At 61.2% G+C, this 26,628-nt stretch carries 19 protein-coding genes and 2 pseudogenes; 15 read left to right on the top strand and 6 right to left on the bottom strand.

Going from position 1 to position 26,628, the window contains the following annotated elements:
* Window positions 1-100: 100 nt before the first annotated feature.
* From C2E15_RS10420 to C2E15_RS10410, 3 genes are read right to left on the bottom strand one after another with little or no spacing between them, the layout of a single operon-like run.
* On the bottom strand, window positions 101-337 hold the full coding sequence (locus tag C2E15_RS10420; protein WP_104957305.1) for a non-oxidative hydroxyarylic acid decarboxylases subunit D: 237 nt from the start codon (window positions 335-337) through the stop codon (window positions 101-103).
* Between the two features lie 12 nt (window positions 338-349).
* Window positions 350-1,777: a non-oxidative hydroxyarylic acid decarboxylases subunit C gene (locus C2E15_RS10415; RefSeq protein ID WP_104957304.1), complete on the bottom strand. Its 1,428-nt coding sequence runs from the start codon at window positions 1,775-1,777 to the stop codon at window positions 350-352.
* Between the two features lie 21 nt (window positions 1,778-1,798).
* Window positions 1,799-2,386, bottom strand: coding sequence for a non-oxidative hydroxyarylic acid decarboxylases subunit B (locus tag C2E15_RS10410; RefSeq protein ID WP_104957303.1), 588 nt, complete (start codon window positions 2,384-2,386; stop codon window positions 1,799-1,801).
* Between the two features lie 231 nt (window positions 2,387-2,617).
* Here C2E15_RS10410 and C2E15_RS10405 point away from each other — a divergent pair, with 231 nt between their 5' ends.
* On the top strand, window positions 2,618-3,046 hold the full coding sequence (locus C2E15_RS10405) for a MarR family winged helix-turn-helix transcriptional regulator (protein ID WP_104957302.1): 429 nt from the start codon (window positions 2,618-2,620) through the stop codon (window positions 3,044-3,046).
* Between the two features lie 388 nt (window positions 3,047-3,434).
* Complete coding sequence (locus C2E15_RS10400) at window positions 3,435-5,783, top strand: membrane-bound PQQ-dependent dehydrogenase, glucose/quinate/shikimate family (protein ID WP_104957301.1); 2,349 nt, start codon at window positions 3,435-3,437, stop codon at window positions 5,781-5,783.
* Window positions 5,784-5,857: 74 nt separating this feature from the next.
* Here C2E15_RS10400 and C2E15_RS10395 read toward each other — a convergent pair whose 3' ends face one another.
* A complete protein-coding gene (locus C2E15_RS10395; protein ID WP_104957300.1) occupies window positions 5,858-6,439 on the bottom strand; it encodes a flavin reductase family protein in 582 nt (193 codons plus the stop codon).
* A 382-nt stretch (window positions 6,440-6,821) separates the two neighbouring features.
* Between C2E15_RS10395 and narU the strand changes: the two genes are divergently transcribed.
* The 12 genes and pseudogenes from narU (at window position 6,822) to C2E15_RS10330 (ending at window position 23,164) form a co-directional block, all read left to right on the top strand.
* On the top strand, window positions 6,822-8,204 hold the full coding sequence (narU, locus tag C2E15_RS10390) for a nitrate/nitrite transporter NarU (protein WP_425438036.1): 1,383 nt from the start codon (window positions 6,822-6,824) through the stop codon (window positions 8,202-8,204).
* Window positions 8,205-8,292: 88 nt separating this feature from the next.
* Window positions 8,293-12,033 (top strand): nitrate reductase subunit alpha, encoded by a 3,741-nt coding sequence (locus tag C2E15_RS10385; protein ID WP_104957298.1) that lies wholly within the window; start codon window positions 8,293-8,295, stop codon window positions 12,031-12,033.
* Window positions 12,030-13,565: a nitrate reductase subunit beta gene (gene narH / locus C2E15_RS10380; RefSeq protein WP_104957297.1), complete on the top strand. Its 1,536-nt coding sequence runs from the start codon at window positions 12,030-12,032 to the stop codon at window positions 13,563-13,565. The genes C2E15_RS10385 and narH overlap by 4 nt, the downstream gene beginning before the upstream one ends.
* Window positions 13,565-14,260 carry a nitrate reductase molybdenum cofactor assembly chaperone gene (gene narJ, locus C2E15_RS10375; RefSeq protein WP_104957296.1) on the top strand — a complete coding sequence of 232 codons (696 nt, stop codon included), beginning with the start codon at window positions 13,565-13,567 and terminating at the stop codon, window positions 14,258-14,260. The genes narH and narJ overlap by 1 nt, the downstream gene beginning before the upstream one ends.
* Entirely contained in the window at window positions 14,257-14,937 is a 681-nt protein-coding gene (gene narI / locus C2E15_RS10370) for a respiratory nitrate reductase subunit gamma (RefSeq protein ID WP_245912396.1), read from the top strand. The genes narJ and narI overlap by 4 nt, the downstream gene beginning before the upstream one ends.
* A 447-nt stretch (window positions 14,938-15,384) precedes the next feature.
* Complete coding sequence (locus C2E15_RS10365) at window positions 15,385-16,125, top strand: nitroreductase family protein (RefSeq protein ID WP_104957294.1); 741 nt, start codon at window positions 15,385-15,387, stop codon at window positions 16,123-16,125.
* Window positions 16,126-16,416: 291 nt separating this feature from the next.
* Window positions 16,417-17,438 (top strand): annotated as a pseudogene (locus C2E15_RS10360) (MsnO8 family LLM class oxidoreductase).
* Entirely contained in the window at window positions 17,431-18,588 is a 1,158-nt protein-coding gene (locus tag C2E15_RS10355; protein ID WP_104957293.1) for an amidohydrolase, read from the top strand. The pseudogene C2E15_RS10360 and the gene C2E15_RS10355 overlap by 8 nt, the downstream one beginning before the upstream one ends.
* 87 nt (window positions 18,589-18,675) lie before the next feature.
* Window positions 18,676-20,932: pseudogene (locus tag C2E15_RS22010) on the top strand (NtaA/DmoA family FMN-dependent monooxygenase).
* Between the two features lie 9 nt (window positions 20,933-20,941).
* Complete coding sequence (locus C2E15_RS10340) at window positions 20,942-21,457, top strand: GNAT family N-acetyltransferase (protein ID WP_104957291.1); 516 nt, start codon at window positions 20,942-20,944, stop codon at window positions 21,455-21,457.
* Window positions 21,454-22,371, top strand: coding sequence for an amino acid ABC transporter permease (locus C2E15_RS10335; RefSeq protein ID WP_104957290.1), 918 nt, complete (start codon window positions 21,454-21,456; stop codon window positions 22,369-22,371). Before C2E15_RS10340 ends, C2E15_RS10335 begins: the two co-directional genes overlap by 4 nt.
* Window positions 22,364-23,164, top strand: a complete 801-nt coding sequence (locus C2E15_RS10330; RefSeq protein ID WP_104957289.1) for an amino acid ABC transporter ATP-binding protein — start codon at window positions 22,364-22,366, stop codon at window positions 23,162-23,164. The genes C2E15_RS10335 and C2E15_RS10330 overlap by 8 nt, the downstream gene beginning before the upstream one ends.
* A 3-nt stretch (window positions 23,165-23,167) precedes the next feature.
* On the opposite strand, the gene C2E15_RS10325 is transcribed toward C2E15_RS10330, so the two are convergent.
* Complete coding sequence (locus C2E15_RS10325) at window positions 23,168-24,109, bottom strand: AraC family transcriptional regulator (protein ID WP_245912376.1); 942 nt, start codon at window positions 24,107-24,109, stop codon at window positions 23,168-23,170.
* Window positions 24,110-24,308: 199 nt separating this feature from the next.
* Between C2E15_RS10325 and C2E15_RS10320 the strand changes: the two genes are divergently transcribed.
* Window positions 24,309-25,052: an SDR family oxidoreductase gene (locus tag C2E15_RS10320; protein ID WP_104957288.1), complete on the top strand. Its 744-nt coding sequence runs from the start codon at window positions 24,309-24,311 to the stop codon at window positions 25,050-25,052.
* A gap of 239 nt (window positions 25,053-25,291) precedes the next feature.
* On the opposite strand, the gene tyrP is transcribed toward C2E15_RS10320, so the two are convergent.
* Complete coding sequence (tyrP, locus tag C2E15_RS10315; RefSeq protein ID WP_104957287.1) at window positions 25,292-26,503, bottom strand: tyrosine transporter TyrP; 1,212 nt, start codon at window positions 26,501-26,503, stop codon at window positions 25,292-25,294.
* Window positions 26,504-26,628 lie beyond the last annotated feature (125 nt).

The raw sequence follows: 26,628 nt of genomic DNA, 5'->3' as shown, positions 1-26,628 counted from the left end.
GGCTTATCGCACCTTCAGCCAGGCGATGCTGACACGGCCGCTTTTTATGCCGGCTGGCCGCACGTTCTGGCGCAGCCGGGTCGCCGTTAACCGGCGCGGCTTATCGCGCGCCGTCGGCCAGCAGCGGCGGCACCGCCGGTACCTCCGGCGCGTTATCGATATCCTGCTGCGTCATGCGAAACGCCTGTGGATAGTGTTCGCGGCTGATGCGGCGCAGCGGCTCGGTGGAGCGCCAGGTATAGAGACAGCGCTGACACTGATGCACCGTCCAGACGCCCTCAACCGGCGAAGTCGCCATCAGTTCGATATGTTGGTCGCCACAGCGGGGACAGATCATGGGATTCTCCTCTTAGTTACGGTTAGCGAGCAGCGCGTTGAGTTTCTCCACCCAGGCGCCGGTTTCCGGCAGATCTTTCACCGGCTGACTGTAATGGCCGCGGTTATCCGGCGCGACCGGCGTGGTGGCGTCGATAATCAGCTTGTCGGTGATGCCCGCCGGCGACGAACCGGGATCCAGCTCCAGCACCGACATATTCGGCAACTGCACCAGATCGCCCGCCGGGTTCACCTTCGACGACAACGCCCACATCACCTGCGGCAGGTTGAACGGGTCGACATCCTCATCCACCATAATCACCATCTTGACGTAGCCGAGGCCGTGCGGCGTGGTCATGGCGCGCAGGCCGACCGCACGGGCGAAGCCGCCGTAACGTTTTTTGGTGGAGATAATCGCCAGCAGGCCGTGGGTGTACATAGCGTTGACCGCCTGCACCTCCGGGAACTCTGCTTTCAGCTGCTGATAAAGCGGCACGCAGGTCGCCGGGCCGATCAAATAATCGATCTCGGTCCAGGGCATCCCCAAATAGAGTGATTCGAAAATCGGCTTGCTGCGCCAGCTAACGCGGTCAATGTGCACTACCGTCATATTGCGGCCGCCGGAGTAGTGGCCGGTAAATTCGCCGAACGGCCCCTCGATTTCCCGCTTGCGTCCCTCGATCACCCCTTCCAGGATCACTTCAGACCCCCAGGGGACATCGAAGCCGGTCAGCGGCGCGGTAGCGATGGGATAGGGCGCTTCACGCAGCGCGCCCGCCATCTCATATTCCGACTGATCATACTTCAGCGGAGTGGCGCCCATCAGGGTGATAATCGGGTCGTTGCCGAGCGTAATGGCTACCGGCAGATCCTCGCCGCGCTCCTCCGCCTTATGCAGGTGCAGGGCGATATCGTGCATCGGCACCGGCTGCAGACCGAGCTTGCGTTTGCCCTTGACCTCCATACGGTAGATGCCAACGTTCTGCTTGCCAAAGTGGTCCGGGTCGAGCGGATCGCGCGACACCACGCAGGCTTTATCAAGATAGAAACCGCCGTCGCCGTCATTCAGGCGGAACAGCGGCAGAATATCGAACAGGTTGATCTCGTCGCCCTGCGCGCTGTTCTCCTGCCAGGGCGCGCTGTTGCGACGTTCCGGCGCTACCGGAAAATTTTCCCAGCGGCGAATGAATTCATCGATCTGCGCGCGGGTGGAGGTCGCGGCGGGCAGGCCGAGGGCGATGGCGTGGTTCTGCCACGAACCGAGCGTATTTAACGCCACGCGCGCATCGGTAAAGCCGGCGATATTATCGAACCAGAGCGCGGGCGCGCCTTCGCCAATGCGTCCGGTGGCGTTGGCCGCCGCCGCCAGGTCAGGCTCGGCCTGCACCTGTTCGCTGATTTTCAACAACTGTCCCTGTTCATCCAGCGCCTGTAAAAAAGTGCGCAAATCATCGTATGCCATAAGGATCTCCTGCAAGATAGGTTAATCGTTGTCCTGATGAGGGGCGTGCGTCAGCCCCTGCCAGCGTCGGGCCTGCGGATAAGCCAGGCCGAACTGATCCAGCACGCGCGCCACGATATGGTGGGTAATATCCTCTACGGAGGCGGGATGGTTGTACCAGGCGGGCATCGGCGGCACCATGGCAACGCCGAGACGCGACAGCGCCAGCATATTTTCCAGATGAATGGTGCTGAGCGGGGTTTCGCGCGGCACCAGCACCAGCTTGCGCTGCTCCTTCATTACCACGTCGGCGGCGCGGCCCACCAGCCCGTCGGCGTAGCCGGCGCGAATGCCCGCCAGGGTTTTCATGCTGCAGGGAATAATCACCATGCCGTCAGTTTTGAACGATCCGGATGAGATGGTGGCAGCCTGGTCGCCCGGGCTGTGGCAAACATCCGCCATCGCGGCGACGTCGCGCGCGCTCCACGGCGTTTCCAGTTCAATGGTGGTTTTCGCCCATTTCGACATCACCAGATGCGTTTCCACCTCCGGCATCCTCTGCAGCGCCTGTAGCAGCGCCACGCCCAACGGCGCGCCGGTAGCGCCGGTCATCCCGACTATCAGTCTCATCTTGCCTCCATTTGTTCGTATGCGAACGAATGCATTTACCTTAGGATGAAGCCGGGCAAGGTGCAAGAGGAGAACAGAAAAAAAGTTCGTACAAGAACAAATAAAGAGGGGGAGATCTGAACCGAGGCGGGGCAAAGCAGGGCGGCAAACCCAGGCAAATCAAACTATTATTCAAACCGTCCGCTATCCGGCTTATACTCATGTGCCGTTAAATAATAAGGGATACCGCCTATGCACCCGCTGCTGGACCGAGAAGCGTTTCATCTGATGCGTCAGCTGTTTCAGGAACATACTGCCTGCTGGCAGCAGCAGTTGCCCGATCTCACCAAGCCGCAATATTCGGTGCTGCGCGCGGTGGCGGCGAAGCCGGGCATAGAGCAAGTTGAGCTGATCGACGCCGCCGTCAGCACCAAAGCGACGCTGGCGGAGATGCTTTCACGGCTGGAGAAGCGCGGGGTGATACGTCGCGAACACGCGCCGGAGGATAAGCGCCGACGTTTTGTCTACCTCACCCCGGAAGGCGAGGCGCAGCTGCAGCAGGCGATGCCGTTGGCGAATCAGACTGACCGTGCGTTCCTTCATCGCCTGACAACAGAGGAACAGCAGGAGTTTGTCCGGTTGCTGGGCAAAATGACCGGGGCGGGGGCGGAAAAAGGCTAGTGTAAACGTTACCAAATTGACGATCGATTACTTTTCCTCATCTGTTTTACGCAGTCTGACGCTTATTTAGCCGTCTGGCTGCAGACCCCTTGCTCATCAGCATGTTTTTCCTTCCCATCGCAACACGCTTTTTTAGCATTACGTGGGAATTTTTCACCCGCCTGTACAGCAAAAATCACTATTTTCACCGCTGACGCTTTTTTTAATGCGTCTTAACGCCGTGATAATTTCAAGCCAGCGCCACAGGGCCGATTAAAATATTATTAATTCTGAACAGATAAGATTTTGTTTAATTTTAATCAGGGAGGCGCGAAGTTAAAATCGTGTTGATTTGATGTAATCTTTTTTTAATTAATTCTCTATTTTTGTAAATTATTACGAGGGGAACATGGTTAACAAAATAACCGGCGTTGTCATCGCCCTGCTGGGCGCGGCAATGCTCTATATGGGCGGCAAGCTGCTGTTGCTTGGGGGCAGCCCATTCTACGCAATAATGGCGGCAGGGCTGTTAGTGATTGCCGTCACGCTGCTGCTGAACAAAAAAATCGCCCTGACGGTATGCGCCGTGCTGCTGTGGATCACGCTGTTCTGGATGATCTACGAAGTGGGCTTCGATAAATGGCAGTGGATCCCGCGCGGCGATATTCTTGGCCTGGTCGGCGTCTGGCTGGCGATGCCGTGGGTGGTGCGCCCGCTCACCGGCCGCAAATTCCATCCTTTCCTCGGCTCAACGCTGATTATCATCGTGGCGATCGTGATCGGCATGATGTTTTACGATCCGCTGCCGCAGGAAGGGAATATCGCCAATGATCGTCAGCCTGCCGACGCCGCGGTGGCGCAGAATGACTGGGCAGCCTACGGCGGCACCAGCAACGGCCTGCGCTTCTCGGCGCTGAACCAGATCAACAAGCAGAACGTGAAGGATCTGGAAGTTGCCTGGACCTACCACACCGGCGACCTGCGCCAGGGCGACGACGCCAGCGAATATACCTTCGAAGCCACGCCGCTAAAGGTTAACAACACCCTTTATTTCTGTACCCCGCATAACGAAGTGCATGCGCTGGTGCCGGAAACCGGCGCGCTGAAGTGGAAATATGTGCCGGAGAAAGATCGCTCCTATCTGCAGCAGCATCAAACCTGCCGCGGCGTCAGCTACTATGAGGCGAGCGATGCGCAGCAGCAGCAGGCGGCAACGCCGGCCCTTTGCCGCAAGCGCATCTTTAACGCCACCACTGATGCGAAGCTGGTGGCGCTGGATGCGGATACCGGCAAGCGCTGCGCCGATTTCGGCAACGACGGTATCGTCGATCTGCGCGCCAACATGGGCGAAATTCGTCCGCACGCGCTGATGCAGACCGCCGCGCCGCTGGTGGCGGGCAAGCTGGTGATCGTAGGCGGCTCGGTGATGGATAACGGCTTCGACAGCGGCAACCCGTCAGGCGTGATCCGCGCCTATGATGCGCAGAGCGGACGTCTGGTCTGGAACTTTGATCCGGCCAACCCGGCACAAACGCAGCCGATCGCCGCGGGCCAGAACTACCCGTACGATACGCCGGTCGCCTGGGGCACCCTGAGCGCCGATGTGAAGAACGGCCTGGTCTATGTGCCGTTCGGCAACGCCTCGCCGGATGAGCTGGGCATCGAGCGCGACGCGAACAGCAACACCGAGAAGTTCCGCGATGCGCTGGTGGCGCTTGATCTGCAGACCGGCACGTTTAAATGGCGTTTCCAGAGTTCCAACCACGACCTGTGGGACCGCGACAATCCGTCGCAGCCTTCGCTGCTGGATATCGATTACCAGGGCAACCGCCAGCCGGTCGTCGTGCTGCCGACCAAAACCGGCAACCTGTTTGTGCTGAATCGCCTGACCGGCCAGCCGGTCTACCCGATTAAGCAGGTGCCGGTCTCTACCGACGGCGTCGCGGGCGAGAAGTTCGCCGCCACTCAGCCGGTCTCCAGCCTGAACTTCCTGCCGGAGCCGCTGACGGAGAAATCGATGTGGGGCATCACGCCGTTCGACCAGATGGCGTGCCGCATGGATTTCAAATCGCTACGCTACGACGGCAACCCGTGGACGCCTTCAACCGAGCAAGGCTCGATTGTCTTCCCGGGCAACATCGGCGTATTTAACTGGGGCTCAGTAGCGATCGATCCGCAGCGTCAGATCCTGATCGCGTCGCCGGTGCGCCTGGCTTATAAATACACCTTGATCAAGCGCACCCCGGAAACCGCCACCAAACGCATGTTCACCCAGGACGGCCAGCCTTACTGGAATGAAAACTTCCACGGCGACTACGCGATCCATATTCAGCAGCTGGCTTCCAGCCTGGGGATCCCGTGTATCGCGCCGCCGTGGGGACGCATGGTGGGCGTGGATCTGAAAAGCGGCAAAACCGAATGGCTGCGTCGCGTCGGCACCACGAAAAACCTGAGTACCAGCTTCCTGCCGGGCCGCTTCCCGATCGGCTTCCCGATGGGCATGGTGGCGCACGGCGGGCCGTTGACCACTGCAGGCGACCTGGTATTCCACGGCGCGACGGCGGATAACTTCTTCCGCGCCTACGACATCAGCAGCGGCAAGCTGCTGTGGCAGACCGAGCTGGAGGCCGGCGCGCAGGCAACGCCATCCACCTGGCTGGGCAACGACGGTAAACAGTATGTTGTGATCGCCGCCGGCGGCCACGGCTCGCTGGGTACCATGCTGGGCGACAGCGTGGTAGCGTTCCGTCTGAAGTAACCCCGTTTCAGCAAAGTCAAAAGCGCCCCTCGGGGCGCTTTTTTTATGCGTTAACGGCGTTAACGCATGCCGGCTTAGAGCGGTTTCGCCTGCACCAGCGGGCCGCTGGTCACGAAGGTACCGGCGCCCAGGTGATGCAGCGTATGGCTTTCCGGGCGATCCGGGGAGAAGCGCCAGCGGCCCTCGCTGAAGACGCGCGCGTCGGCGGCGGCGGCGACCACCTCGCCAAACAGCGTATCGTACTGCTGCTGCGCCTCGGTGGCCGGCAGCAGACGGCACTCCAGCCAGGCGGCGCAGCCCTGTTCGATCACCGGCAGGCCCAGTTCGGGGCCGCTCAGTGCCTCAATGCCGTAGCGGGCGAACTTATCCTCGTCGCGTCCGGAGACGCTGCCCACCGCCCAGGTGAGATCGGCGATCGCAGCGGTAGGAATGCAGATGCCGAACGCCTGGCTTTGCTCGATGATATCGCGCGACCAGGCACTTTTATCCACCACGATGGCGATGCGCGCCGGTACGAACTCTACCGGCGTCGACCAGGCGGCGGCCATCACATTGCGGCGGCCGGAGGCGGCATCGACGCTGGTGATCAGCACCGTAGGGCCGTGGTTGAGCAGGCGGCTGGCATGGTTAAGCGCGACGGGTTGAAAAGGGGACATATTTTACCTTCGGGTCAGGCGGCGGCGCCGCAGGGATTAACTTAGAAGGAAAGCATACTGAATAGGGCGCGGCGCGGCTAAACCGAACGGGTCATTGCGCGGCACCAGGCGCTCAGCGTGTCGGCGATCACAAAAAATCATCACGGTTTGGTCAGGCGCGACGCGTTTTTTTCCGAAAAAGCGGCGGTTCGACAAGAGGGCGTTGATATTTCGCACCGTGACCGGCTGTTTCTGCTGCGCTTTTTCAGTTTCGTAACTTTACTGTAACATTGTTTATTGTTTCTTAGCGTTTATTGATCACGCCAAATAACCCGTCTACGCTTACGGGAATTTGTCGCTTTGCTTCATTCCACTTTCATTGATTTTGACAGGGAACATGAACATGGCTTTAGATCAACGCAACACGCACGCCGCGCTGCAGGGCTGGGACGCGGAAAACCCGCGCTTCTGGGCGCAGACCGGAAAAAAAATCGCCCAACGTAATTTGTGGGTCTCGGTTTTCGCCCTGCTACTGGCTTTCTGTGTCTGGATGCTGTTCAGCGCGGTGGCGGTCAACCTCAATAAAGTCGGCTTTAACTTCACGACCGATCAGCTGTTTCTGCTTACCGCGTTACCGTCGCTCTCCGGGGCGATCCTGCGTGTGCCGTACTCCTTCGCCGTGCCGCTGGTCGGCGGGCGGCAGTGGTCGGTGATCAGCACTGCCATCCTGATTATTCCCTGCGTCTGGCTCGGCTTCGCCGTACAGAACACCGCCACGCCCTATAGCGTATTTATCACTATTTCCCTGCTGTGCGGCTTCGCCGGGGCGAACTTCGCCTCCAGCATGGGCAACATCAGCTTCTTTTTTCCCAAGGCGCGGCAGGGCAGCGCGCTGGGGATTAACGGCGGGCTGGGCAACCTTGGCGTCAGCGTGATGCAGCTGGTGACGCCGGTGGTGATCACGCTGCCGCTGTTCGCCTTTCTCGGCGTGCATGGGGTCGATCAGCCGGACGGCAACGCGCTGTGGCTGGCGAACGCCGCCTGGATTTGGGTGCCGCTGCTGGCGATCGCCGTCGCGGCCGCCTGGTTCGGCATGGATACCCTGGCAGGCACCCAGGCATCGCTGCGCGAACAGCTGGTGGTGCTGAAGCGCGGCCATATGTGGCTGCTGAGCCTGCTCTATCTGGCGACCTTCGGCTCCTTTATCGGCTTTTCCGCCGGCTTTGCCATGCTGGCGAAAACGCAGTTTCCTGCCGTGGATATTTTGCGGCTCGCCTTTTTCGGCCCTTTTCTTGGCGCGCTGGCGCGCTCGGTAGGCGGCATCGTCTCCGATAAGCTTGGCGGCATCCGCGTTACGCTGATCAACTTTATCCTGATGGCGCTGTTCACCCTGCTGCTCTTTTCCACGCTGCCGGGCCACGGCACGGGCAGCTTTACCGCCTTTTTCGCCGTGTTTATGGGGCTGTTTCTCACAGCCGGCCTCGGCAGCGGCTCGACCTTTCAGATGATCGCGGTCATCTTCCGCACCCTTACGCGCAAACGCGTGCTGGCCGCCGGCGGCACTGAAGCGCAGGCGCAGCATATCGCGGTAACGGAAACCGCGGCGGCGCTCGGCTTTATCTCCGCCATCGGCGCTATCGGTGGCTTCTTTATTCCAAAAGCCTTTGGCACCTCACTGGCGATGACCGGATCGCCGGTCGGCGCCATGAAGGTGTTCCTGGTGTTTTATATCGTTTGCATTCTGGTGACCTGGCTGGTTTACGGGCGCCGCACGTCTAAAAACTGATCACAGCGATCTTCTCTTTGGGCCTGTTTTTCAGGCTACGCAATGAACCATGTAACCGCAGGGGAAGCGCCTCTGCAAGGAGCAGGTAATGAGCAAGCTCGTGGATAAGTTCCGTTATTTTAAGCAGAAAAGCGACACGTTCTCCGATGGTCACGGTCAGCTGATGAACAGCAACCGCGACTGGGAGGACAGCTATCGCCAGCGCTGGCAGTTCGATAAAATCGTGCGTTCGACACACGGGGTGAACTGTACCGGCTCCTGCAGCTGGAAGATTTACGTTAAAAACGGCCTTGTTACCTGGGAGACGCAGCAGACTGACTATCCGCGCACCCGTCCCGACCTGCCTAACCATGAACCGCGCGGCTGCCCGCGCGGCGCCAGCTACTCCTGGTATATCTACAGCGCCAACCGTCTGAAATATCCGCTGGTACGCAAGCGTCTGGTGGAGCTGTGGCGCGAGGCGCTGGCGCAGCATAGTGATCCGGTCGACGCCTGGGGATCGATCGTCACTGACCCGGAAAAAAGCCGCAGCTATAAAGAGGCGCGCGGCCACGGCGGCTTTATCCGCTCCGACTGGCGCGAGCTGAATACCCTGATCGCCGCCGCCAATATCTGGACCATCAAAGAGTGCGGCCCGGACCGCGTGGCGGGCTTCTCGCCGATCCCGGCGATGTCGATGATCTCTTACGCCGCCGGCACCCGCTATTTGTCGCTGATCGGCGCCACCAGCCTCAGCTTTTATGACTGGTATTGCGATCTGCCGCCGGCGTCGCCGATGACCTGGGGCGAACAGACCGACGTACCGGAATCGGCGGACTGGTACAACTCCAGCTACATCATCGCCTGGGGCTCTAACGTGCCGCAAACGCGCACGCCCGACGCCCACTTCTTTACGGAGGTGCGCTACAAAGGCACTAAAACCATCGCCATCAGCCCCGACTATTCCGAAGTGGCCAAGCTGTGCGACCAGTGGCTATCGCCGAAGCAGGGCACCGACAGCGCGCTGGCGATGGCGATGGGCCACGTCATTCTGAAAGAGTTTCACCTCAATAATCCCAGCGACTACTTCCTCGGCTACGCGCGGCGTTACACCGATATGCCGATGCTGGTGCTGCTGGAAGAGGACGCGGCGGGCTACTATACCTCCGGCCGCCTGCTGCGCGCCGCCGACCTCGCCGATGGGTTAGGTGAAAGTAATAACCCCGACTGGAAAACCGTCGCCTTCAGCGAAACCGGCGAGCTGGTGGCGCCGAACGGCGCCGCCGGTTTCCGCTGGGGCGAGAAGGGCAAATGGAACCTGGAGCCAATGGCGGCGGGCCGCGAGGTCACGCTGCGCCTCAGCCTGATCGACGATCGCGATGAGGTTGTGCCGGTGGCGTTTCCCTACTACGGCGGCAATGAAAGCCCCAATTTCCGCCACGTAAAACAGGATCCGATCCTGCTGCATCAGCTGCCGGTAAAACAGATCACCCTGGCGGACGGCAGCGCAGGTCGGGTGGTCACCGTCTACGATCTGCTGCTGGCCAACTACGGGCTGGATCGCGGGCTGGAGGATGCCAACTGCGCGCAAAGCTACAATGACGTGAAAGCCTATACGCCCGCCTGGGCAGAGCAGATCAGCGGCGTGCCGCGCCAGCATCTGGAGACCATCGCGCGTGAATTTGCCGAGACCGCCCATAAAACGCGCGGGCGCTCAATGATCATCGTCGGTGCCGGTCTCAACCACTGGTACCACATGGATATGAACTACCGTGGCCTGATCAATATGCTGGTGTTCTGCGGCTGCGTTGGGCAGACCGGCGGCGGCTGGGCGCACTATGTCGGTCAGGAGAAGCTCCGCCCGCAGACTGGCTGGATGCCGCTGGCGTTCGCCCTCGACTGGAACCGGCCGCCGCGCCAGATGAACAGCACCTCCTACTTTTACGCCCACGCCAGCCAGTGGCGCTTTGAAAAGCTGAGCATCGGCGAGCTGCTGTCGCCGATTGCGCAGAAGCAGCGCTTCAGCGGGCAGCTGATCGACTTCAACGTGCGCGCCGAGCGCATGGGCTGGCTGCCGTCGGCGCCGCAGCTCAACACCAACCCGCTGCGTATCGCCGCGCAGGCGAAGCAGGCAGGTCAGTCGCCGGTGGATTACACGGTCGGGGCGCTGAAAAGCGGCCAGCTGCGCTTCGCCTGCGAGCAGCCGGACGATGGCAACAACCATCCGCGCAATCTGTTTATCTGGCGCTCCAACCTGCTCGGATCTTCCGGCAAGGGGCATGAGTACCTGCTGAAATACCTGCTCGGTACCGACAGCGGCATTCAGGGCGAAGAGTGCGTCGGCAAGGGAGACGCCATTCCGGAAGAGGTGGAGTGGCAGACCAAAGCGCTGGAGGGCAAACTCGATCTGCTGGTGACGCTCGATTTCCGCATGTCCACCACCTGCCTGTTCTCCGACGTGGTGTTGCCGACCGCTTCCTGGTATGAGAAAGATGATATGAACACCACGGATATGCATCCGTTTATTCATCCGCTTTCTGCCGCCGTCGACCCGGTCTGGGAATCGCGCACCGACTGGGAGATCTATAAGGATATCGCCAAAACCTTCTCGACGCTTTGCGTCGGCCATCTTGGCCAGGAGACCGACGTGGTGTTGCAGCCCATTCAGCACGATTCACCCGCGGAGCTGGCGCAGCCCTATGACATCAAAGAGTGGCATAAAGGCGAGTGCGATCTGATCCCCGGCAAAACCGCGCCGAACATCATCGCCGTCGAACGTGACTATCCCGCCACCTGGGATCGCTTTACCTCGGTCGGCCCGCTGCTGGAGAAGATCGGCAACGGCGGCAAGGGGATCAACTGGCAAACGGCGAGCGAAGTGGAGCTGTTGCGTCAGCTGAACTATGTCAAGCCGGATGGCCCGGCGAAAGGGCAGCCGATGATCAACAGCGCCATCGACGCGGCGGAGATGATCCTGACGCTGGCGCCGGAAACCAACGGCAAGGTGGCGGTGAAGGCCTGGGAGGCGCTGGGCGAGATCACCGGCCGCGAGCATACCCATCTGGCGCGGCGCAAGGAGGAGGAGAAAATCCGCTTCCGCGACATTCAGGCGCAGCCGCGCAAAATCATCTCCAGTCCCACCTGGTCCGGGCTGGAGGATGAGCATGTCTCTTATAATTCCAGCTATACCAACGTGCATGAGCTGATCCCGTGGCGCACCCTTTCCGGCCGCCAGCAGCTCTATCAGGATCACCCATGGATGCGCGCCTTCGGCGAAAGCCTGGTCGCCTATCGTCCGCCGATCGATACCCGCAGCGTAACGCAGCTGCAGCATATTCCGTCGAACGGCTACCCGGAAAAGGCGCTGAACTTCCTGACGCCGCACCAGAAATGGGGCATTCACTCCACCTACAGCGAAAACCTGCTGATGCTGACCATGTCGCGCGGCGGGCCGATTATCTGGATGAGCGAGGATGACGCGCGCGAGCTGGAGATCAAGGATAACGACTGGGTGGAAGTGTTCAACGCCAACGGCGCACTGACCTGCCGCGCGGTAGTGAGCCAGCGCGTTAAGCCCGGTTCGACAATGATGTATCACGCCCAGGAGCGCATCACCAATATCCCCGGCTCTGAAGTGACCGGCATCCGCGGCGGTTTCCATAACTCCGTGACCCGCATCTGTCCGAAACCGACCCATATGATCGGCGGCTATGCCCATCTCGCCTACAGCTTTAACTATTACGGCACTGTAGGCTCCAACCGCGACGAGTTCATTATGATCCGCAAGATGAAAAACATTAACTGGCTGGATGGCGAAGGTCAGGATCAGGTGCAGGGGGAGGCGAAATGAGAATACGTTCACAGGTCGGGATGGTAATGAATCTCGATAAATGCATCGGCTGCCATACCTGTTCCATTACCTGCAAAAACGTCTGGACCGGGCGCGAAGGGATGGAGTATGCCTGGTTCAATAACGTTGAAACCAAGCCGGGTATCGGCTACCCGAAGGCCTGGGAAGATCAGGAAAAGTGGAAAGGCGGCTGGATCAGGAAAATTAACGGCAAGCTGGAGCCGCGTCTCGGCGGCAAGGCGGGGGTGATGGCGAAAATTTTCGCCAACCCGGAAGTGCCGGGCATCGATGACTATTACGAGCCGTTTAGCTTCGACTATCAGCATCTGCATAACGCGCCGGAAGGTAAATATCAGCCGACCGCGCGCCCGCGTTCGCTGGTCAGCGGCCAGCGCATGAAAAAAATCGAGTGGGGGCCGAACTGGGAGGAGATCCTGGGCGGCGAATTCAGCCTGCGCTCCAAAGACAGTAACTTTGTCGCCATGCAGAAGGAGATGTACGGCCAGTTTGAAAACACCTTTATGATGTACTTGCCGCGGCTGTGCGAACACTGCCTCAACCCCAGCTGCGTGGCGACCTGTCCCAGCGGCGCGATTTACAAGCGCGAAGAGGATGGCATTGTGCTGATCGATCAGGATAAATGCCGCGGCTGGCGCCTCTGTATCAGCGGCTGCCCGTATAAGAAAATCTACTTTAACTGGAAAAGCGGCAAGTCGGAGAAGTGCATCTTCTGTTATCCGCGCATCGAGTCGGGGATGCCGACCGTCTGTTCAGAAACCTGCGTCGGGCGCATTCGCTATCTCGGCGTGGTGCTGTATGACGCCGACCGTATCGCCGATGCCGCCAGCGCCGAGCATGAAACCGATCTTTATGAGCGGCAGCTGGAGGTGTTTCTCGACCCCAATGACCCGCAGGTGATCGCCGAAGCGCTGGCGCAGGGCATTCCGGAGAATGTGCTGGAGGCGGCGCAGAAATCGCCGGTGTGGAAGCTGGCGATGGACTGGAAGCTGGCGCTGCCGCTGCATCCCGAATACCGCACGTTGCCGATGGTCTGGTACGTGCCGCCGCTGTCGCCGATCCAGTCGGTGGCGGACGCCGGTCAGCTGCCGAAGAGCGACGGCGTGCTGCCGGCGGTGGAATCGCTGCGCATTCCGGTGCAATACCTGGCGAACCTGCTGACCGCCGGCGATACCGCGCCGGTGCTGCGAGCGCTGAAGCGCATGATGGCAATGCGCCACTACAAGCGCTCGCAGACGGTCGAGGGCGTTACCGATACGCGCGCCATCGACGAGGTGGGGCTAAGCGTGGCGCAGGTGGAAGATATGTATCGCTACCTGGCGATCGCTAACTATGAGGATCGCTTCGTGATCCCCACCAGCCACCGCGAGCTGGCGGCCGATGCCTTCCCGGAGCGCAACGGCTGCGGCTTCACCTTCGGCGACGGCTGCCACGGCAGCGACAGCAAATTTAACCTGTTCAACAGCCGCCGCATCGACGCTATCAATATCACTCACAAAGCGGAGGGCGAATAATGCAGATGCTGAAAATCGTCGCGCTGCTGCTGGAGTACCCGGAGAAAGCGCTATGGGAAGAGCGCGAGGCGTTGTGCGCGCTGACGGCGCGTCAGGCGCCGATGCTGCAGCCGTTTATCGACGGCTGGCTCGGCGGCGCGCTGCTTGACCGGCAGGCGGAGTGGTGCGAAACCTTCGATCGCGGCTGCGCCACCTCGCTGCTGCTGTTTGAGCATGTGCATGGCGAATCGCGCGATCGCGGTCAGGCGATGGTCGATCTGCTGTCGCAGTATGAGCAGGCGGGCCTGTTGTTGAATTGCCGGGAGCTGCCGGACTATCTGCCGCTCTATCTGGAGTACCTCAGCCTGCAGCCGGAGGCGGCGGCGCGCCAGGGGTTGCAGGATGTTGCGCCGATCCTGGCGCTGATCGGCGGCCGGCTGAAGCAGCGTCAAAGCGCCTTCAGCCAGCTGTTTGACGCGCTGCTGGCCTGGGCGGGCAGCCCGCTGCGCAGCAGCAGCGTCGCCGCGCAGGTCAGCAAAGAGCCGCGCGACGATACCCGCCAGGCGCTGGATGCGGTGTGGGAAGAGGCGCAGATTAAGTTTATCGATGACCAGGCGCAGACGTGCGATTCTGCGCCGGAGAAGGCGCATCAGCAGCGCATTCAGCAGCAGACGATGCCGCAATATCTGGACCTGTCAGCCGGAGGAGCCAAATAATGCACTACCTCAACATCTTCTTCTTCGAGATCTATCCCTACCTGTGCGGCACGGTGTTTATCATCGGCAGCTGGCTGCGCTACGACTACGGGCAATACACCTGGCGCGCCGGTTCGAGCCAGATGCTGGATAAGAAAAGCTTTCGCCTCGCTTCGAACCTGTTTCATATCGGCATTATCGGCATCTTCTTCGGCCATCTGTTCGGCCTGCTGACGCCGCACTGGGTCTACGAGCCGTTTCTCGCCGTCGCCACCAAGCAGAAGCTGGCGATGGTGGCGGGCGGGGTGTTTGGCCTGATGGCGCTGGTTGGCGGACTGATGCTACTGAAGCGCCGTCTGTTTAACCCGCGTATTCGCGCCACCTCGACCCGCGCCGATATCGTGATCCTCGGCATTCTGATGGTGCAGCTGATCCTCGGGCTGACTTCGATCCTCTTTTCGTTACGGCATCTGGATGGCGTAGGGATGATGAAGCTGGTCGGCTGGGCGCAGTCGGTGGTCACCTTCCAGGGCAACGCCTCTACCTGGCTGGATGGCGTGGAGTGGATCTACCGCATTCATCTGGTGCTGGGCATGACCATTTTTCTCGTGTTTCCCTTTACCCGTCTGGTACATGTCTGGAGCGCGCCGTTTGAATACTTCACGCGCCGTTACCAGCTGGTGCGTGCGCGGCGCTGAGCCTGCCCGCTAAAACCGGCCCCGGTAAGCCAGGCGGGGCCGGTTTTTTTTATGCCCGATAAGGGCGTCGTCCAGGGCCGACGGCTTCCAGAGCGCACAGGGGGAAAGGGCATTACGTCCGCTCTGCAGCGCATAAAAAAAATCCGGCTCCGTGGCAATGGACCGGAACCGGATGACGAAAAGGCGTCTACAGCAAAGGGTTACACAGGAACTCGTTACTAAAGTTAGTTCAGATTTCCGATAATGCAATCTCCACACGGTTGCTGAGGGTAATTTTTTTATCGCGTTATCGCTGGACCGCCGCGCAATGCAGTGTGCCGCCAGGCTGAGGGGCAGCATTGATGCCGCACAGCGCGTGACCACGCCTTGCGCCACGGCACAGAGTGGCAAGCCGCGCCACCAGGGCTCCTCTACAATCCGCCAGGATTTAACACCAGAGGAGGAATAATGAATCCGGTAATTGAAACATTGATCAATCATCGCAGCGATCGTAGTTATCTTGATAAGGCGATTCCGGATGCCGTTCTGGATGACATTATCCTTTCTGCGTATCGCGCCCCGACCTCGGTACACTCTCAGCAGGTTTCGGTGATCGTCACGCGCGACAAAGCGACCAAAGCGAAAATCGCCGAACTGGCGGGCGGCCAGCCGTGGATCGCTCAGGCGCCGGTCTTTATTACCTTCGTGCTGGATATGCATAAGACCCGTGAGGGGATGGCGCTGATCGGCGAACAGCAGATCGCCCATGAAAGTATTGAAAGTATCGTTTCCGGCAGCACCGACGTCGGCATTGCGCTGGCTTCGGCGATGGCGGCGGCGCGCGCGCAGGGTCTCGGCGTGGTGCCGATCGGCGGCATGCGCAGAAGCCCGGAGGCGTTTATTGAGCTGTTCGAACTGCCGGCGCTGACGTTCCCGCTGGTGGGCCTGGCGCTGGGCTATGTCGATCGGCCTGCCGATCTGAAGCCGCGCCTGCCGCTCTCTACCTTCCGTCATGAAGAGAAATATCAGACCGAAGGTATGGTGGAACAGATCGCTCAGTTCAACGGCGAGCTGGAGCAGCACTGGAAAACCATCAACCGCGACGGCGGCGAGAACTGGAGCCAGACTGTCGCCAATTACTACAAAAACATCTACTTCCCGGACGTGCTGCCGGCGCTGGTGCAGCAGGGCTTCGGCAAGGATAAGTAATTTCGCTGGATATCATGCGGAGGCTGCGGCCTCCGTTTTTTTTTCTGCGCACCGCAGAAGGCCGGGTGCCGCCGGTCCGCCGGTAGTAAGTCCAATTAACGCTAAGCTTTATCGCCCGCCGCAATAACCTGCCGCCTCCGGATCCCCTCAGACGCCGCCGCGCCGCCATTGGCGTTATCCGCCCGCCGCCATTGCCATTTTTCAGCATCGCTTGCGCGGATTTGTTGTTTGGCGGGCGCGTCACGCCGCGCCACTATGCAGCCATTCCCGCTACCGAGAAGGAAGGGTCAGATGGCATATCGACTCAGCGTATTAGATAAATCTCCCGTCGCCGCCGGCGAAAGCGCGGCCGCGGCGCTGCAGCGCACCCTGCAGCTGGCGCAACAGGCGGAGCGGTGGGGCTACCACCGTTTCTGGCTGGCTGAACACCACAACAGCGCCCAGCTCGCCAGCCCATCGCCCGAACTGTTAATGGCCTGGATCCTCGCCAGAACGCAGCGCATCCGCGTCGGATCCGGCGGTGTGATGCTGCAGCACTACAGCCCCTATAAAGTGGCAGAAAATTTTAACCTGCTGGCGTCGCTGGCGCCGGGGCGGGTCGACATCGGCATCGGCAAGGCACCGGGCGGGCTGCCGCTTTCCACGCGCGCGCTGCAGCAGGGGGTGGATGCGGCAGCGAAAGGCAGCTTCGCCGCCCAGCTGCGGCAGCTGGATAACTGGCTACGCGCGCCGGTCACCCCGGTGACGAAGAGACGCTGCGCGCCACGCCGTTGCCGCTGCGCCCGGCTGTGCGTTTTCTGCTCGGTGCCAGCGTGGAGAGCGCGCGGCTGGCCGCCAGTCTCGGCTGGCAGCTGGTGTTCGCCGCGCACCTCAACGGCGATCGCGCGCTGATGGAGAATGTGCTGAACGTTTATCACAAGGCCAGCGGGCAGCGTGCGCTGGTGGCGGTGCAGGCGGTGGTAGCCGATTCCCCGGCGGAGGCGGAGCTGCTCGCCGGCGCGCTGCGCCACTATCATGTCAGGGTCGAAGGCGGGCAGAGCGTTAACGTCGCCAGTCTGGAGCAGGCGGAGCGCTACGTGCGTCAGGGCGGCTACAAAGATTACCTGATCGAGCCGCGTACACCGTCGCTGGTAAAGGGCAACGCCGCGCAGGTTCATGCCCAGCTTGAGGCGCTGCATCAACACTTCGCCATTAACGAATTCATTATTGATACGCCGATCGTCGAGCCGCAGGCGCGGCTGAAATCGCTGGCGCTGCTGGCGGCCGCACGGCCGTTAACGACGCAGCCGGCGACGGAGAGCGAAAATGTCTGAATCCTTCGAGCCGCAGCTGATCGCCTGGCGCCGCGAGCTGCACAGCTGGCCGGAGCTGTCGGGCAAAGAGCATGACACCACCCGGCGCATCGCTGACTGGCTGCGCCAGGCGGAGATTCGGCTGCTGGATTATCCGCTGGCTACCGGCGTGGTGGCGGAGATCGGCAGTGGCGACAGCCTGATCGCACTGCGCGCCGATATCGATGCGCTGCCAATTCATGAAGCGACCGGACTTGGCTGGCGATCGCGCCATGAAGGGGTAATGCACGCCTGCGGGCACGATATTCACAGCGCGGTGATGCTGGGCGCGGCGCTGCTGCTGAAGGCGCAGGAGGCGCAGTTGCCCGGACGGGTGCGGCTGCTGTTTCAGCCAGGCGAGGAGAACTGCACCGGCGCGCGCCAGTTTATTCAGGCGGGCGCGCTGGAAAGCGTGCAGGCGATCTTCGGCATGCATAACGAGCCGGGCCTGCCGACCGGCACCTTTGCCACGCGCGGCGGCGCGTTTTACGCCAACGCCGATCGCTTCGTTATCCACGTCAGCGGCCAGGGGGCGCACGCCGCTCATCCCGAACAGGGCATCGACACCATTGTGGTCGTCAGTCAGATTATTCAGGCGCTGCAAACCCTCACCAGCCGCAGCATCAGCACGCTCGATAGCGTGGTGCTGAGCGTGACGCGCGTAAACGGCGGCAAAACCTGGAACGTGCTACCCGGCAGCGTCGAATTCGGTGGCACCGCGCGTACCCATGACGAGCAGGTGCGCGCCCGGCTGATGGAGCAGGTGCGGCAGCTGGCGCAGGGCGTGGCCGCCGCCGCCGGTGCGCAGGCGGAAGTGTGCTGGCATGCCGGGCCGCCGGTGTTGATCAACGATCCCGCCTGGGCGCGCTTCAGCGCCGGGGTGGCACAGCAGAGCGGCTACCGCGTCGAAACGGCGGAGCTGCATCTCGGCGGCGAAGATTTCGCCCTCTATCTGCAGCAGGTGCCCGGCGCCTTCGTCAGCATCGGCAGCGCCAGCGAATATGGCCTGCATCACGCCGCCTTTAATCCCGATGAGGCGCTGATCGCCCCGGCGGCGCGCTATTTCGCCCGACTTGCGCAGCAGGCGCTGCAACATCTCAACAGCCGATGTCGCGCGGCGCTGCCCGCCTGAATTCCGTTTTACTTTTCGTTTTTCGCCCCTCCGGCCGCCTGTCGCCGCGCCGGATCGGGCTGGCTATGGCTAACAGGAAGAGAAACCATGACAACCAGACAGCTTCGACTCGGCACCATGCTGCACGGCGCCTCCGGCAATATGTCCGCCTGGCGACATCCCGCCGCACAGGCGGATGCCAGCATCAGTTTTGACTATGCCCGGCGCATCGCGCAGAAGGCGGAAGAGGGCAAGCTCGATTTTCTGTTTGTGGCAGATGGCCTCTATATCAATGAAAAATCGATCCCGCACTTCCTTAACCGCTTCGAACCGCTGACGCTGCTGTCGGCGCTGGCGGGGGTAACGCAGCACCTGGGGCTGGTTGGTACCGTCTCCACCTCCTACAGCGAGCCGTTTACCGTGGCGCGCCAGTTCGCCAGTCTCGATCATCTCAGCGGCGGCCGCGCGGGCTGGAACGTGGTGACCTCGCCGCTGGAGGGATCGGCGAAGAACTTTTCTCGTCAGCAGCACCCGGAGCATGCGCTGCGCTACCGCATCGCCGACGAATATCTGCAGGTGGTGAAGGGACTGTGGGACTCCTGGGAGGAGGATGCCTTTGTGCGCGATAAAGCGAGCGGCACCTTTTTCGCGCCCGACAAGCTGCACACCCTGAACCATCACGGCGATTTCTTTCAGGTGCAGGGACCGCTGAATATTGGCCGCACGCCGCAGGGGCGGCCGATTATCTTCCAGGCGGGCGCCTCGGAGGATGGCAAAAAGCTGGCGGCGCGCCATGCCGACGCTATCTTCACCCATCATGCTACCCGGCAAGAGGCGCAGGCGTTCTACCGCGACGTGAAGCGTCAGCTGGTTGAGAACGGCCGGCAGCCGCAGGATCTGCATATTTTCCAGGGCGTCAGCGTGATCGTCGGTGACGATGCGGATGATGTCGAACGCCAGTATCAGGCCACCGCGGCGCTGGTGTCGCTGGAGAATGCCCTTAACTACCTCGGCCGTTTCTTCGAACATCACGACTTCTCGCAATATGACCCCGACGCGCCATTCCCGGCGCTGGGCGAATTAGGCCAGAACAGCTTTCGCAGCACCACCGATGAGATTAAACGCCGCGCCCGCGAACAGGGGCAGACGTTGCGTCAGGCGGCGCTGGAAGCGGCAACGCCGCGTCCGCTGTTTCACGGCACGCCGGAGCAGGTGGCGGATGGCCTGCAGCACTGGTTTGAAAGCGAGGCGGCGGACGGCTTTATCATCAACGGCGGCACCCCGAGGCCTTTACGCATTTTGTCGATCGGGTTGTGCCATTGCTGCAGGCGCGCGGCCTGAGCCGCCGCGACTGGCCCGGCACCACGCTGCGCGCCAGCTTCGATCTGCCCGTGCCGGTTAATCAGTTCACAAAACAATAAGAGAGCGAGCTATGCAGAGAAAAACCCTTATCGCCCTGACGCTGCTGACCACCATGCACGCCGCCGCGGCGGACAATCTTAGCCTGAACGGCCAGCAGGTAAGCCTGGAAGCGAACCAGACGCCCGTCAATACCGTAAAAAACGCGGAGGCGATCGCGCGCCTGCCGGCCGGCTATCGCTTCGCCGTGCCGGGCGCGCTGACCGTGGCGGTGGCGGCGCAGAACTCGCCGCCGCTGACGGTGTTCGCCGCCGACAATAAAACCCTGCTCGGCAGCGAGGTGGATATCGCCCGCCTGGTCGCCGATAGCCTCGGTCTGACGCTGAACGTGGTGCCGACCTCCTGGGAAGACTGGCCGCTCGGCGTCGCCTCCGGCAAATATGATGCCGCCATCAGCAACATCACCGTGACCAAAGCGCGTAAGGAGAAGTTTGATTTCGCCACCTACCGCAAAGATTCGCTTGGCTTCTATGTGAAAACGGACAGCCCGATCCGGCATCTGAGCAAGGCGGAGGATATCGCCGGACTGCGCATTATCGTCGGCTCCGGCACCAATCAAGAGGCGATCCTGCTGGCGTGGGATCGCGCCAATCAGGCGAAGGGGCTGAAGCCTTTTACCCCGATCTACAGTAAAGATGACGCGGCGCAGACCCTGGCGCTGCAGGCGGGGCGCGCCGATGCCTGGTTCGGGCCGAATGTCACCGGCGCATGGAAAGCGGCGCTGCGCGGCAAAACCCGTCTGGTGGGCAGCGTCGACGGCGGCTGGCCAAAGGCGGCGCATATCGCCGTGACGGTAAGAAAAGGCAGCGGGCTGGCGGATCCGATCGGCCTGGCGTTGAACGGCGTGATGCGCAACGGCGACTATCAGAAGGTGCTGAACCGCTGGGGCGAAGGGGTCGAGCGTATCGACCGTGCTGAAATCAATCCGCCGGGATTAGGCGATTAAGGAGGAGATATGAGCCAGCCATTTTTCCGCGAGGTGTCGCCCGAGGCGCCCGAACTGCAGCCGATCCTCACCGGGCTGTTCGCCGAGTACGCCGCGCGCTACGGCGACTATTTCGCCCGGCATCAGGAGCCGGAGTTGACCGAATGGTATCTGCCGCCGCAGGGACTGTTTATTGTCCTGGAGCGTGACGGCGAGATTATCGCCATGGGCGCTTACAAACCTTTTGACGCTGAAACCGCCGAGCTGAAGCGTATCTGGACGCGCGGCGACCTGCGGCGTCAGGGGCTGGCGCTGCTGATTTTACAGGAGCTGGAGCGGCGCGCGCTGGCCGCCGGCTACCGGCAGGTCTATCTCACCACCGGCTTTCGTCAGCCGGAGGCGGTGCGGCTCTATACCGGCCACGGCTATCAGCCCCATTTCGATCTCAACTGCGATTTCGAACGCTACAGTCAGCCGCCCCATGACGGCCGGCTGCGCTTTACCAAAATCATCGACGCGGCCGCGCCCGTTAAGGCGCAGGCATGAAGAGGCATCAGCATTTACAGGTGGTCCCGGCGCGCTATCCGGCGCGCACCGTCGGCGCGCTGGTCGCGCTGTTTATTCTGGCGGCAGTGATCCAGTCGGTCGCTTTTAACCCGCGCTGGGAGTGGCCGGTATTCGCCCACTGGTTTTTCGACCCGGCGATCCTGCATGGGCTGGGGCAGACGCTGCTGCTGACGCTGTTCGGCACGCTGTTCAGCCTGATCTTCGGCGGCCTGCTGGCGCTGGCGCGCCTTTCCTCTTCGTGGCTGCTCCGCGCGCTCGCCTGGGGCTATATCTGGCTGTTCCGCTCGCTGCCGCTGCTGGTGGTGCTGATCGTTCTCTATAACTTCTCCTATCTCTACGAGACCCTCTCGTTCGGTATCCCTTTTACCGCGCTGTCGTGGGGGAGCGTTCAGACCATTAACGTGCTGGGGCAGTTTCCCGCCGCGGTGATCGGCCTGACGCTGGTACAGAGCGCCTACAGCGCGGAGATTATCCGCGCCGGCTTTTTGGGGGTCGATCACGGACAGTTCGAGGCCGCCTCGGCGCTGGGGCTTTCCGCCTCGCGGCGCACCTTGCGCATCATTCTGCCGCAGGCGCTGCGCACTATTATGCCCACCGCCTTTAACGAGATCATCAGCCTGGCGAAGGGCACCTCAATAGTCTATGTGCTGGCGATGCCGGAGCTGTTTTACACCATTCAGATGATCTACAACCGCACCCAGGAGGTGATCCCGCTGCTGATGGTTGGCGCAGTCTGGTATCTGGCGATCACCAGCGTGCTGTCCGTGCTGCAGCACGGCGTCGAACGATGGCTGGCGCGCAGTGTTGATCGTCAGCCGCTGCCGTCGCGCTGGCGACGCTGGCGTCTGCGTTCCCTTTCTGTTGCCGCGAATAAGGAGACAAGCCATGTCTGAAGCAATTGATTACCGCGCGGACGCCGCCGCGCAGCAGGGCGCGATTACCATTACCGGCGTCAGCAAATATTTCGGCAAACATAAGGCGCTGGATGAGGTCTCCCTGTCACTGGCCGCCGGCTCGGTGACGGTGATCCTTGGGCCGTCCGGCTCGGGGAAATCGACGCTGCTGCGCACTATCAACCATCTGGAGCGGGTGGATGAGGGAGTTATACAGATCGATGGCGACTATATCGGCTACCAGCGGCGCGGCGACAAGCTCTATGAGCTGAAAGAGAAGGCGATCCTGCGTCAGCGCATTAACGTGGGCTATGTGTTTCAGAATTTCAATCTGTTTCCCCATCTGACAGTGCTGGAGAACCTGATTGAAGCGCCCATCGCCCATCGTCAGCTGTCGCGGCAGGCGGCGATTGCCCAGGCGGACCGGCTGCTTGAGGTCGTGGGCCTGCGCCATAAGGCGCAGGCCTGGCCGCGTCACCTGTCCGGCGGTCAGCAGCAGCGCATCGCCATTGCCCGCGCGCTGATGCTTAACCCGCGTGTGATGTTGTTCGATGAGCCGACTTCAGCGCTCGATCCCGAGCTGGTGGGCGAGGTGCTGGATGTGATCAAGAAGCTGGCGCGCTCCGGCACCACGCTGGTGATCGTCACCCATGAAATCGGCTTTGCGCGCGAGGTGGCGGATAACGTGGTGTTTATGGTGGATGGCCGCATCGTGGAACAGGGCAGCGCCAGCCAGGTGCTGAGCCAGCCGCGTCATGAGCGCACGCGCCGCTTTCTGGCGCGCGTGCTGTAGAGGCTAGTGGTTGGCGGCGATGTTCTCAAGCTGTGCCACCGGCATCAGCGCGAAGAGCATTTTCATTTCGCGCGCCTCCTCGCCGGGCGTGCGTCCGAAGGTGCGTTTGAACTCCCGGTTGAACTGCGAGGTGCTTTCATAACCGACGCGCGCGGCGGCGGCCGCCGCCGTCAGGTTATCGCGGATCATCAGTAGCCGCGCCTGATGCAGGCGCACCGATTTAAGGTACTGCACCGGCGAGGTGCCGGTAACGGTTTTAAAGTGAAGGTGGAAGGTGGGAATGCTCATGCCCACTTCGCCCGCCAGCAGGCTGACATCCAGCGTCTGCGCGTAAGCGTCGTGGATGCGCTTCAGGGCGCGCGCGATACGGCCGAAACTGCCGTGACTGGCCAGCGCGGCGCGGATGGCGCCGCCCTGCACGCCGGTCAGCACGCGGAAGCACAGCTCCCTGACAATGCCCGGACCCAGCACCCGCGCGTCGAGCGGGTCGGTCAGCGCCCGCAGCAGGCGCAGGGCGGTATCAGCCAGCGCGCCATCAAGCGGCGTTGAGACTATCCCCATCGGCGCCGCCATTTCACCGCGCGCCTGCCGATCAACCTCAAGCACCAGATCCGCGATGGCGGTCATATTGAGCCGTACCGAAATCGCCAGCAACGGCGTTTCCGGGCTGGCGATCGTTTCAGTGGAAAAGGGCAGCGGCACCGACAGCACCAGATAGTGCCGGGCATCATAGAAAAATTCCCTGTCCGCGACAAACCCGCGTTTGCTTCCCTGACAAACGATCACGATGCTCGGTTCATACAGCACCGGCGTGCGCCCCAGTGGGCGGTCGGCGCGCATCAGGCGCACGCTCTCCAGCCGCGTACGGGTATAGCCTTCATGCGGCGCCAGCCGGGTAATCAGGTCGATCATCTCTTGCTGTTGCGTCGAGGCGGGAAGGAACATCGCGGTTACCCCTGAATGACATAAACATGCAACGATTATGGCACGGCGCGGTGTAAAAATAATCATCCTCATAGGATTGGGCAATCATGCCAGAGTTATCGACCTGTTTCATAGCGGCGCGCCGGCCTAAGCTGTCCTCAGTTCGACACGCCCGGCGCCGCGACCGGCTCCGGTATGTAAAAACCTGGAGGATCTGCCTGTGACATCTTATGACCTGAACGCATCCAAAGTTATTTTACTGACCGGCGCCAGCAGCGGCATTGGCGAGGCGACCGCTCGCCATCTGGCTCTGCAGGGGCACCGGCTGATCGCCGGCGCGCGCCGCACCGACCGGCTCGCCGCGCTGTGCGATGAACTGCGCGCGCAGGGCGCCACCATCGATGCGCTGGCGCTGGACGTAACCCAGCCGCACAGCGTGCAGAAGATGGCCGACTTCGCCATGGAGAAGTACGGGAAAATCGATGTGCTGGTGAATAACGCCGGCGTGATGCCGCTGTCGCCACTTTCCGCGCTGAAAATCGACGAGTGGAACCAGATGATCGACGTCAATATCAAAGGGGTGCTGCACGGTATCGCGGCAGTGCTGCCGGTGATGGAGAGAGAGAAACGGGGGCAGGTGATCAATATCGCCTCGATCGGTGCCCATGCGGTTTCCCCGACGGCGGCGGTCTACTGCGCCAGCAAGTATGCGGTATGGGCGATTTCCGACGGGCTGCGCCAGGAGAGTGATTTTCTGCGCGTGACGGTTATCTGTCCGGGCGTGGTGGAATCGGAGCTGGCGGACCATATCACCGACGCGGTAGCGCGCGACGCCATGCGTGATTTTCGGCGCATCGCGCTGCCGCCGCAGGCTATCGCCGAGGCGATTGGCTATGCCGTTGCGCAGCCGGATGGCGTTGACGTCAGCGAAATCATTGTACGTCCCACCGCCAGCCCCTATTAATGCAGGCCGGGGATAACGTATAGGCCGGATAACAAAATCTGGTTTATTACCGGTGCCGCCCGCGGTATCGGCCTGTCGCTGGCGCGTCAGGATCTGGGCGCCTGGCGTAAGGCATCCGACGCGCAGCGACGACATGCAGAAGATGGCCGTACAGGGATGTCCGGCGCTTTGAGCAATAAAAAAACGGGCCACAAAGGCCCGTTTTTGATGCTGTGATAAACGTTTCTGCGTGAGGCTACTTACCCCACCTCAGGCAGCCATCCCAGCGCAATCAGCGCCTGAATGACAATCACGCCGATGCCGCAGAGAAAGACCAGCATCAGCACTGCCGGGCCGCCGGTCACCTTATAAGCCGCCGCGCCGTGCTGCCTGCGGCTATGCCATACCAGCATAACCGGGATGATTAACGCCAGCACCGCCAGGGCAACGCCCGCGTAGCCGAGCGCCAGTACAAAACCCTGCGGATAAAACAGGGCGAAGGCGAGCGGCGGCAGAAAGGTCAGCAGCCCGCTTTGCAGCCGCCCTGTAACGTTACCGTTACGCTTACAGAGATCCGCCAGGTAATCGAATAGCCCCAGCGAGACGCCGAGGAACGACGTGGCCAACGCCAGGTCGGCAAACAGATGCACCGCTAATTCAACGTGCGGCGAAGCGACCACCGTACGGATCGCCTGCAGCAGCCCGTTCAGCCCGGTATGGCTGGCGAGCAGGGCGCTGAAAGCGTCGGCATTAATTGCGCCGAGCGTTGCCAGCTGCCAGAAGATATAGGCGACCAGCGGAATGGCGCTACCGGTAATAAATACCCAGCGCAGCTTGCGCAAATCGCCGTTCAGGTAGCTGACAATGCTCGGCACGCTGCCATGAAAGCCGAACGAGGTAAAAATCACCGGAATGGCTGACAGCACCAGACCTTTTTCCAGCGGCAGCGTCAGCAGATTGGTGCGATGAATATGCGGCATCATCAATGCCAGCATCACAACCAGCAGAATGATCTTGGCGCTGAACAGCACGCGGTTGAACATATCCACCATATGGGTGCCGATACAGACCACGCCGCCGGCAACCAGTGTAAAGAGCAACACGCCGCCGCTGGTAGAGATCGAGACGGAAAACCATTCGCTCAGGCTCGCTGCCAACAGTTCGCCCGCACCGCTGATATAGGCGGCAGTAAGCGCATACATTAAAAACAGCATGCTGAAGCCGGTAAGCCACTGGCCCGGACGGCCAAGATAGCGGCGCGTCAGGGTGCCAAGACCGGTATCGGCCGGCGCGTGCTGATACACTTCAACCAGCAGCAGCGCGGTATAACACATCAATGCCCACAGACCGACCAGCAATAACAGCGTGACGCCAGGCCCAACCCCGGCGGCGGCCAACGGCATCGCCAACATGCCTGCGCCAATAGTGGTGCCGGCTACAATAAAAATACTGCCAAAAGTGCGATTCCTCACGCCTTCCCCTGAATAGTCGCTTCGCTTACAAGTTAATGCGCGCAGGGTAAGCGAAACTTTACACTCCGTCAAATCTTCATTACGCCTGCTGTTTATCGCTGCCGCTGATGACGGAAAGTGACCTT

This window comes from Mixta gaviniae (assembly GCF_002953195.1).
Taxonomy (GTDB): domain Bacteria; phylum Pseudomonadota; class Gammaproteobacteria; order Enterobacterales; family Enterobacteriaceae; genus Mixta; species Mixta gaviniae.
The sequence above is the reverse complement of the archived record's forward strand: the minus strand, read 5'-3'. Positions and strand labels throughout refer to the sequence as shown.

Bases quoted from the DNA above. Each gene is read 5' to 3' on its own strand.
- C2E15_RS10420 (WP_104957305.1), bottom strand. From the start codon at position 337: ATGATCTGTCCCCGCTGTGGCGACCAACATATCGAACTGATGGCGACT.
- C2E15_RS10415 (WP_104957304.1), bottom strand. From the start codon at position 1,777: ATGGCATACGATGATTTGCGCACTTTTTTACAGGCGCTGGATGAACAG.
- C2E15_RS10410 (WP_104957303.1), bottom strand. From the start codon at position 2,386: ATGAGACTGATAGTCGGGATGACCGGCGCTACCGGCGCGCCGTTGGGC.
- C2E15_RS10405 (WP_104957302.1), top strand. From the start codon at position 2,618: ATGCACCCGCTGCTGGACCGAGAAGCGTTTCATCTGATGCGTCAGCTG.
- C2E15_RS10400 (WP_104957301.1), top strand. From the start codon at position 3,435: ATGGTTAACAAAATAACCGGCGTTGTCATCGCCCTGCTGGGCGCGGCA.
- C2E15_RS10395 (WP_104957300.1), bottom strand. From the start codon at position 6,439: ATGTCCCCTTTTCAACCCGTCGCGCTTAACCATGCCAGCCGCCTGCTC.
- narU (WP_425438036.1), top strand. From the start codon at position 6,822: ATGGCTTTAGATCAACGCAACACGCACGCCGCGCTGCAGGGCTGGGAC.
- C2E15_RS10385 (WP_104957298.1), top strand. From the start codon at position 8,293: ATGAGCAAGCTCGTGGATAAGTTCCGTTATTTTAAGCAGAAAAGCGAC.
- narH (WP_104957297.1), top strand. From the start codon at position 12,030: ATGAGAATACGTTCACAGGTCGGGATGGTAATGAATCTCGATAAATGC.
- narJ (WP_104957296.1), top strand. From the start codon at position 13,565: ATGCAGATGCTGAAAATCGTCGCGCTGCTGCTGGAGTACCCGGAGAAA.
- C2E15_RS10365 (WP_104957294.1), top strand. From the start codon at position 15,385: ATGAATCCGGTAATTGAAACATTGATCAATCATCGCAGCGATCGTAGT.
- C2E15_RS10355 (WP_104957293.1), top strand. From the start codon at position 17,431: ATGTCTGAATCCTTCGAGCCGCAGCTGATCGCCTGGCGCCGCGAGCTG.
- C2E15_RS10340 (WP_104957291.1), top strand. From the start codon at position 20,942: ATGAGCCAGCCATTTTTCCGCGAGGTGTCGCCCGAGGCGCCCGAACTG.
- C2E15_RS10335 (WP_104957290.1), top strand. From the start codon at position 21,454: ATGAAGAGGCATCAGCATTTACAGGTGGTCCCGGCGCGCTATCCGGCG.
- C2E15_RS10330 (WP_104957289.1), top strand. From the start codon at position 22,364: ATGTCTGAAGCAATTGATTACCGCGCGGACGCCGCCGCGCAGCAGGGC.
- C2E15_RS10325 (WP_245912376.1), bottom strand. From the start codon at position 24,109: ATGTTCCTTCCCGCCTCGACGCAACAGCAAGAGATGATCGACCTGATT.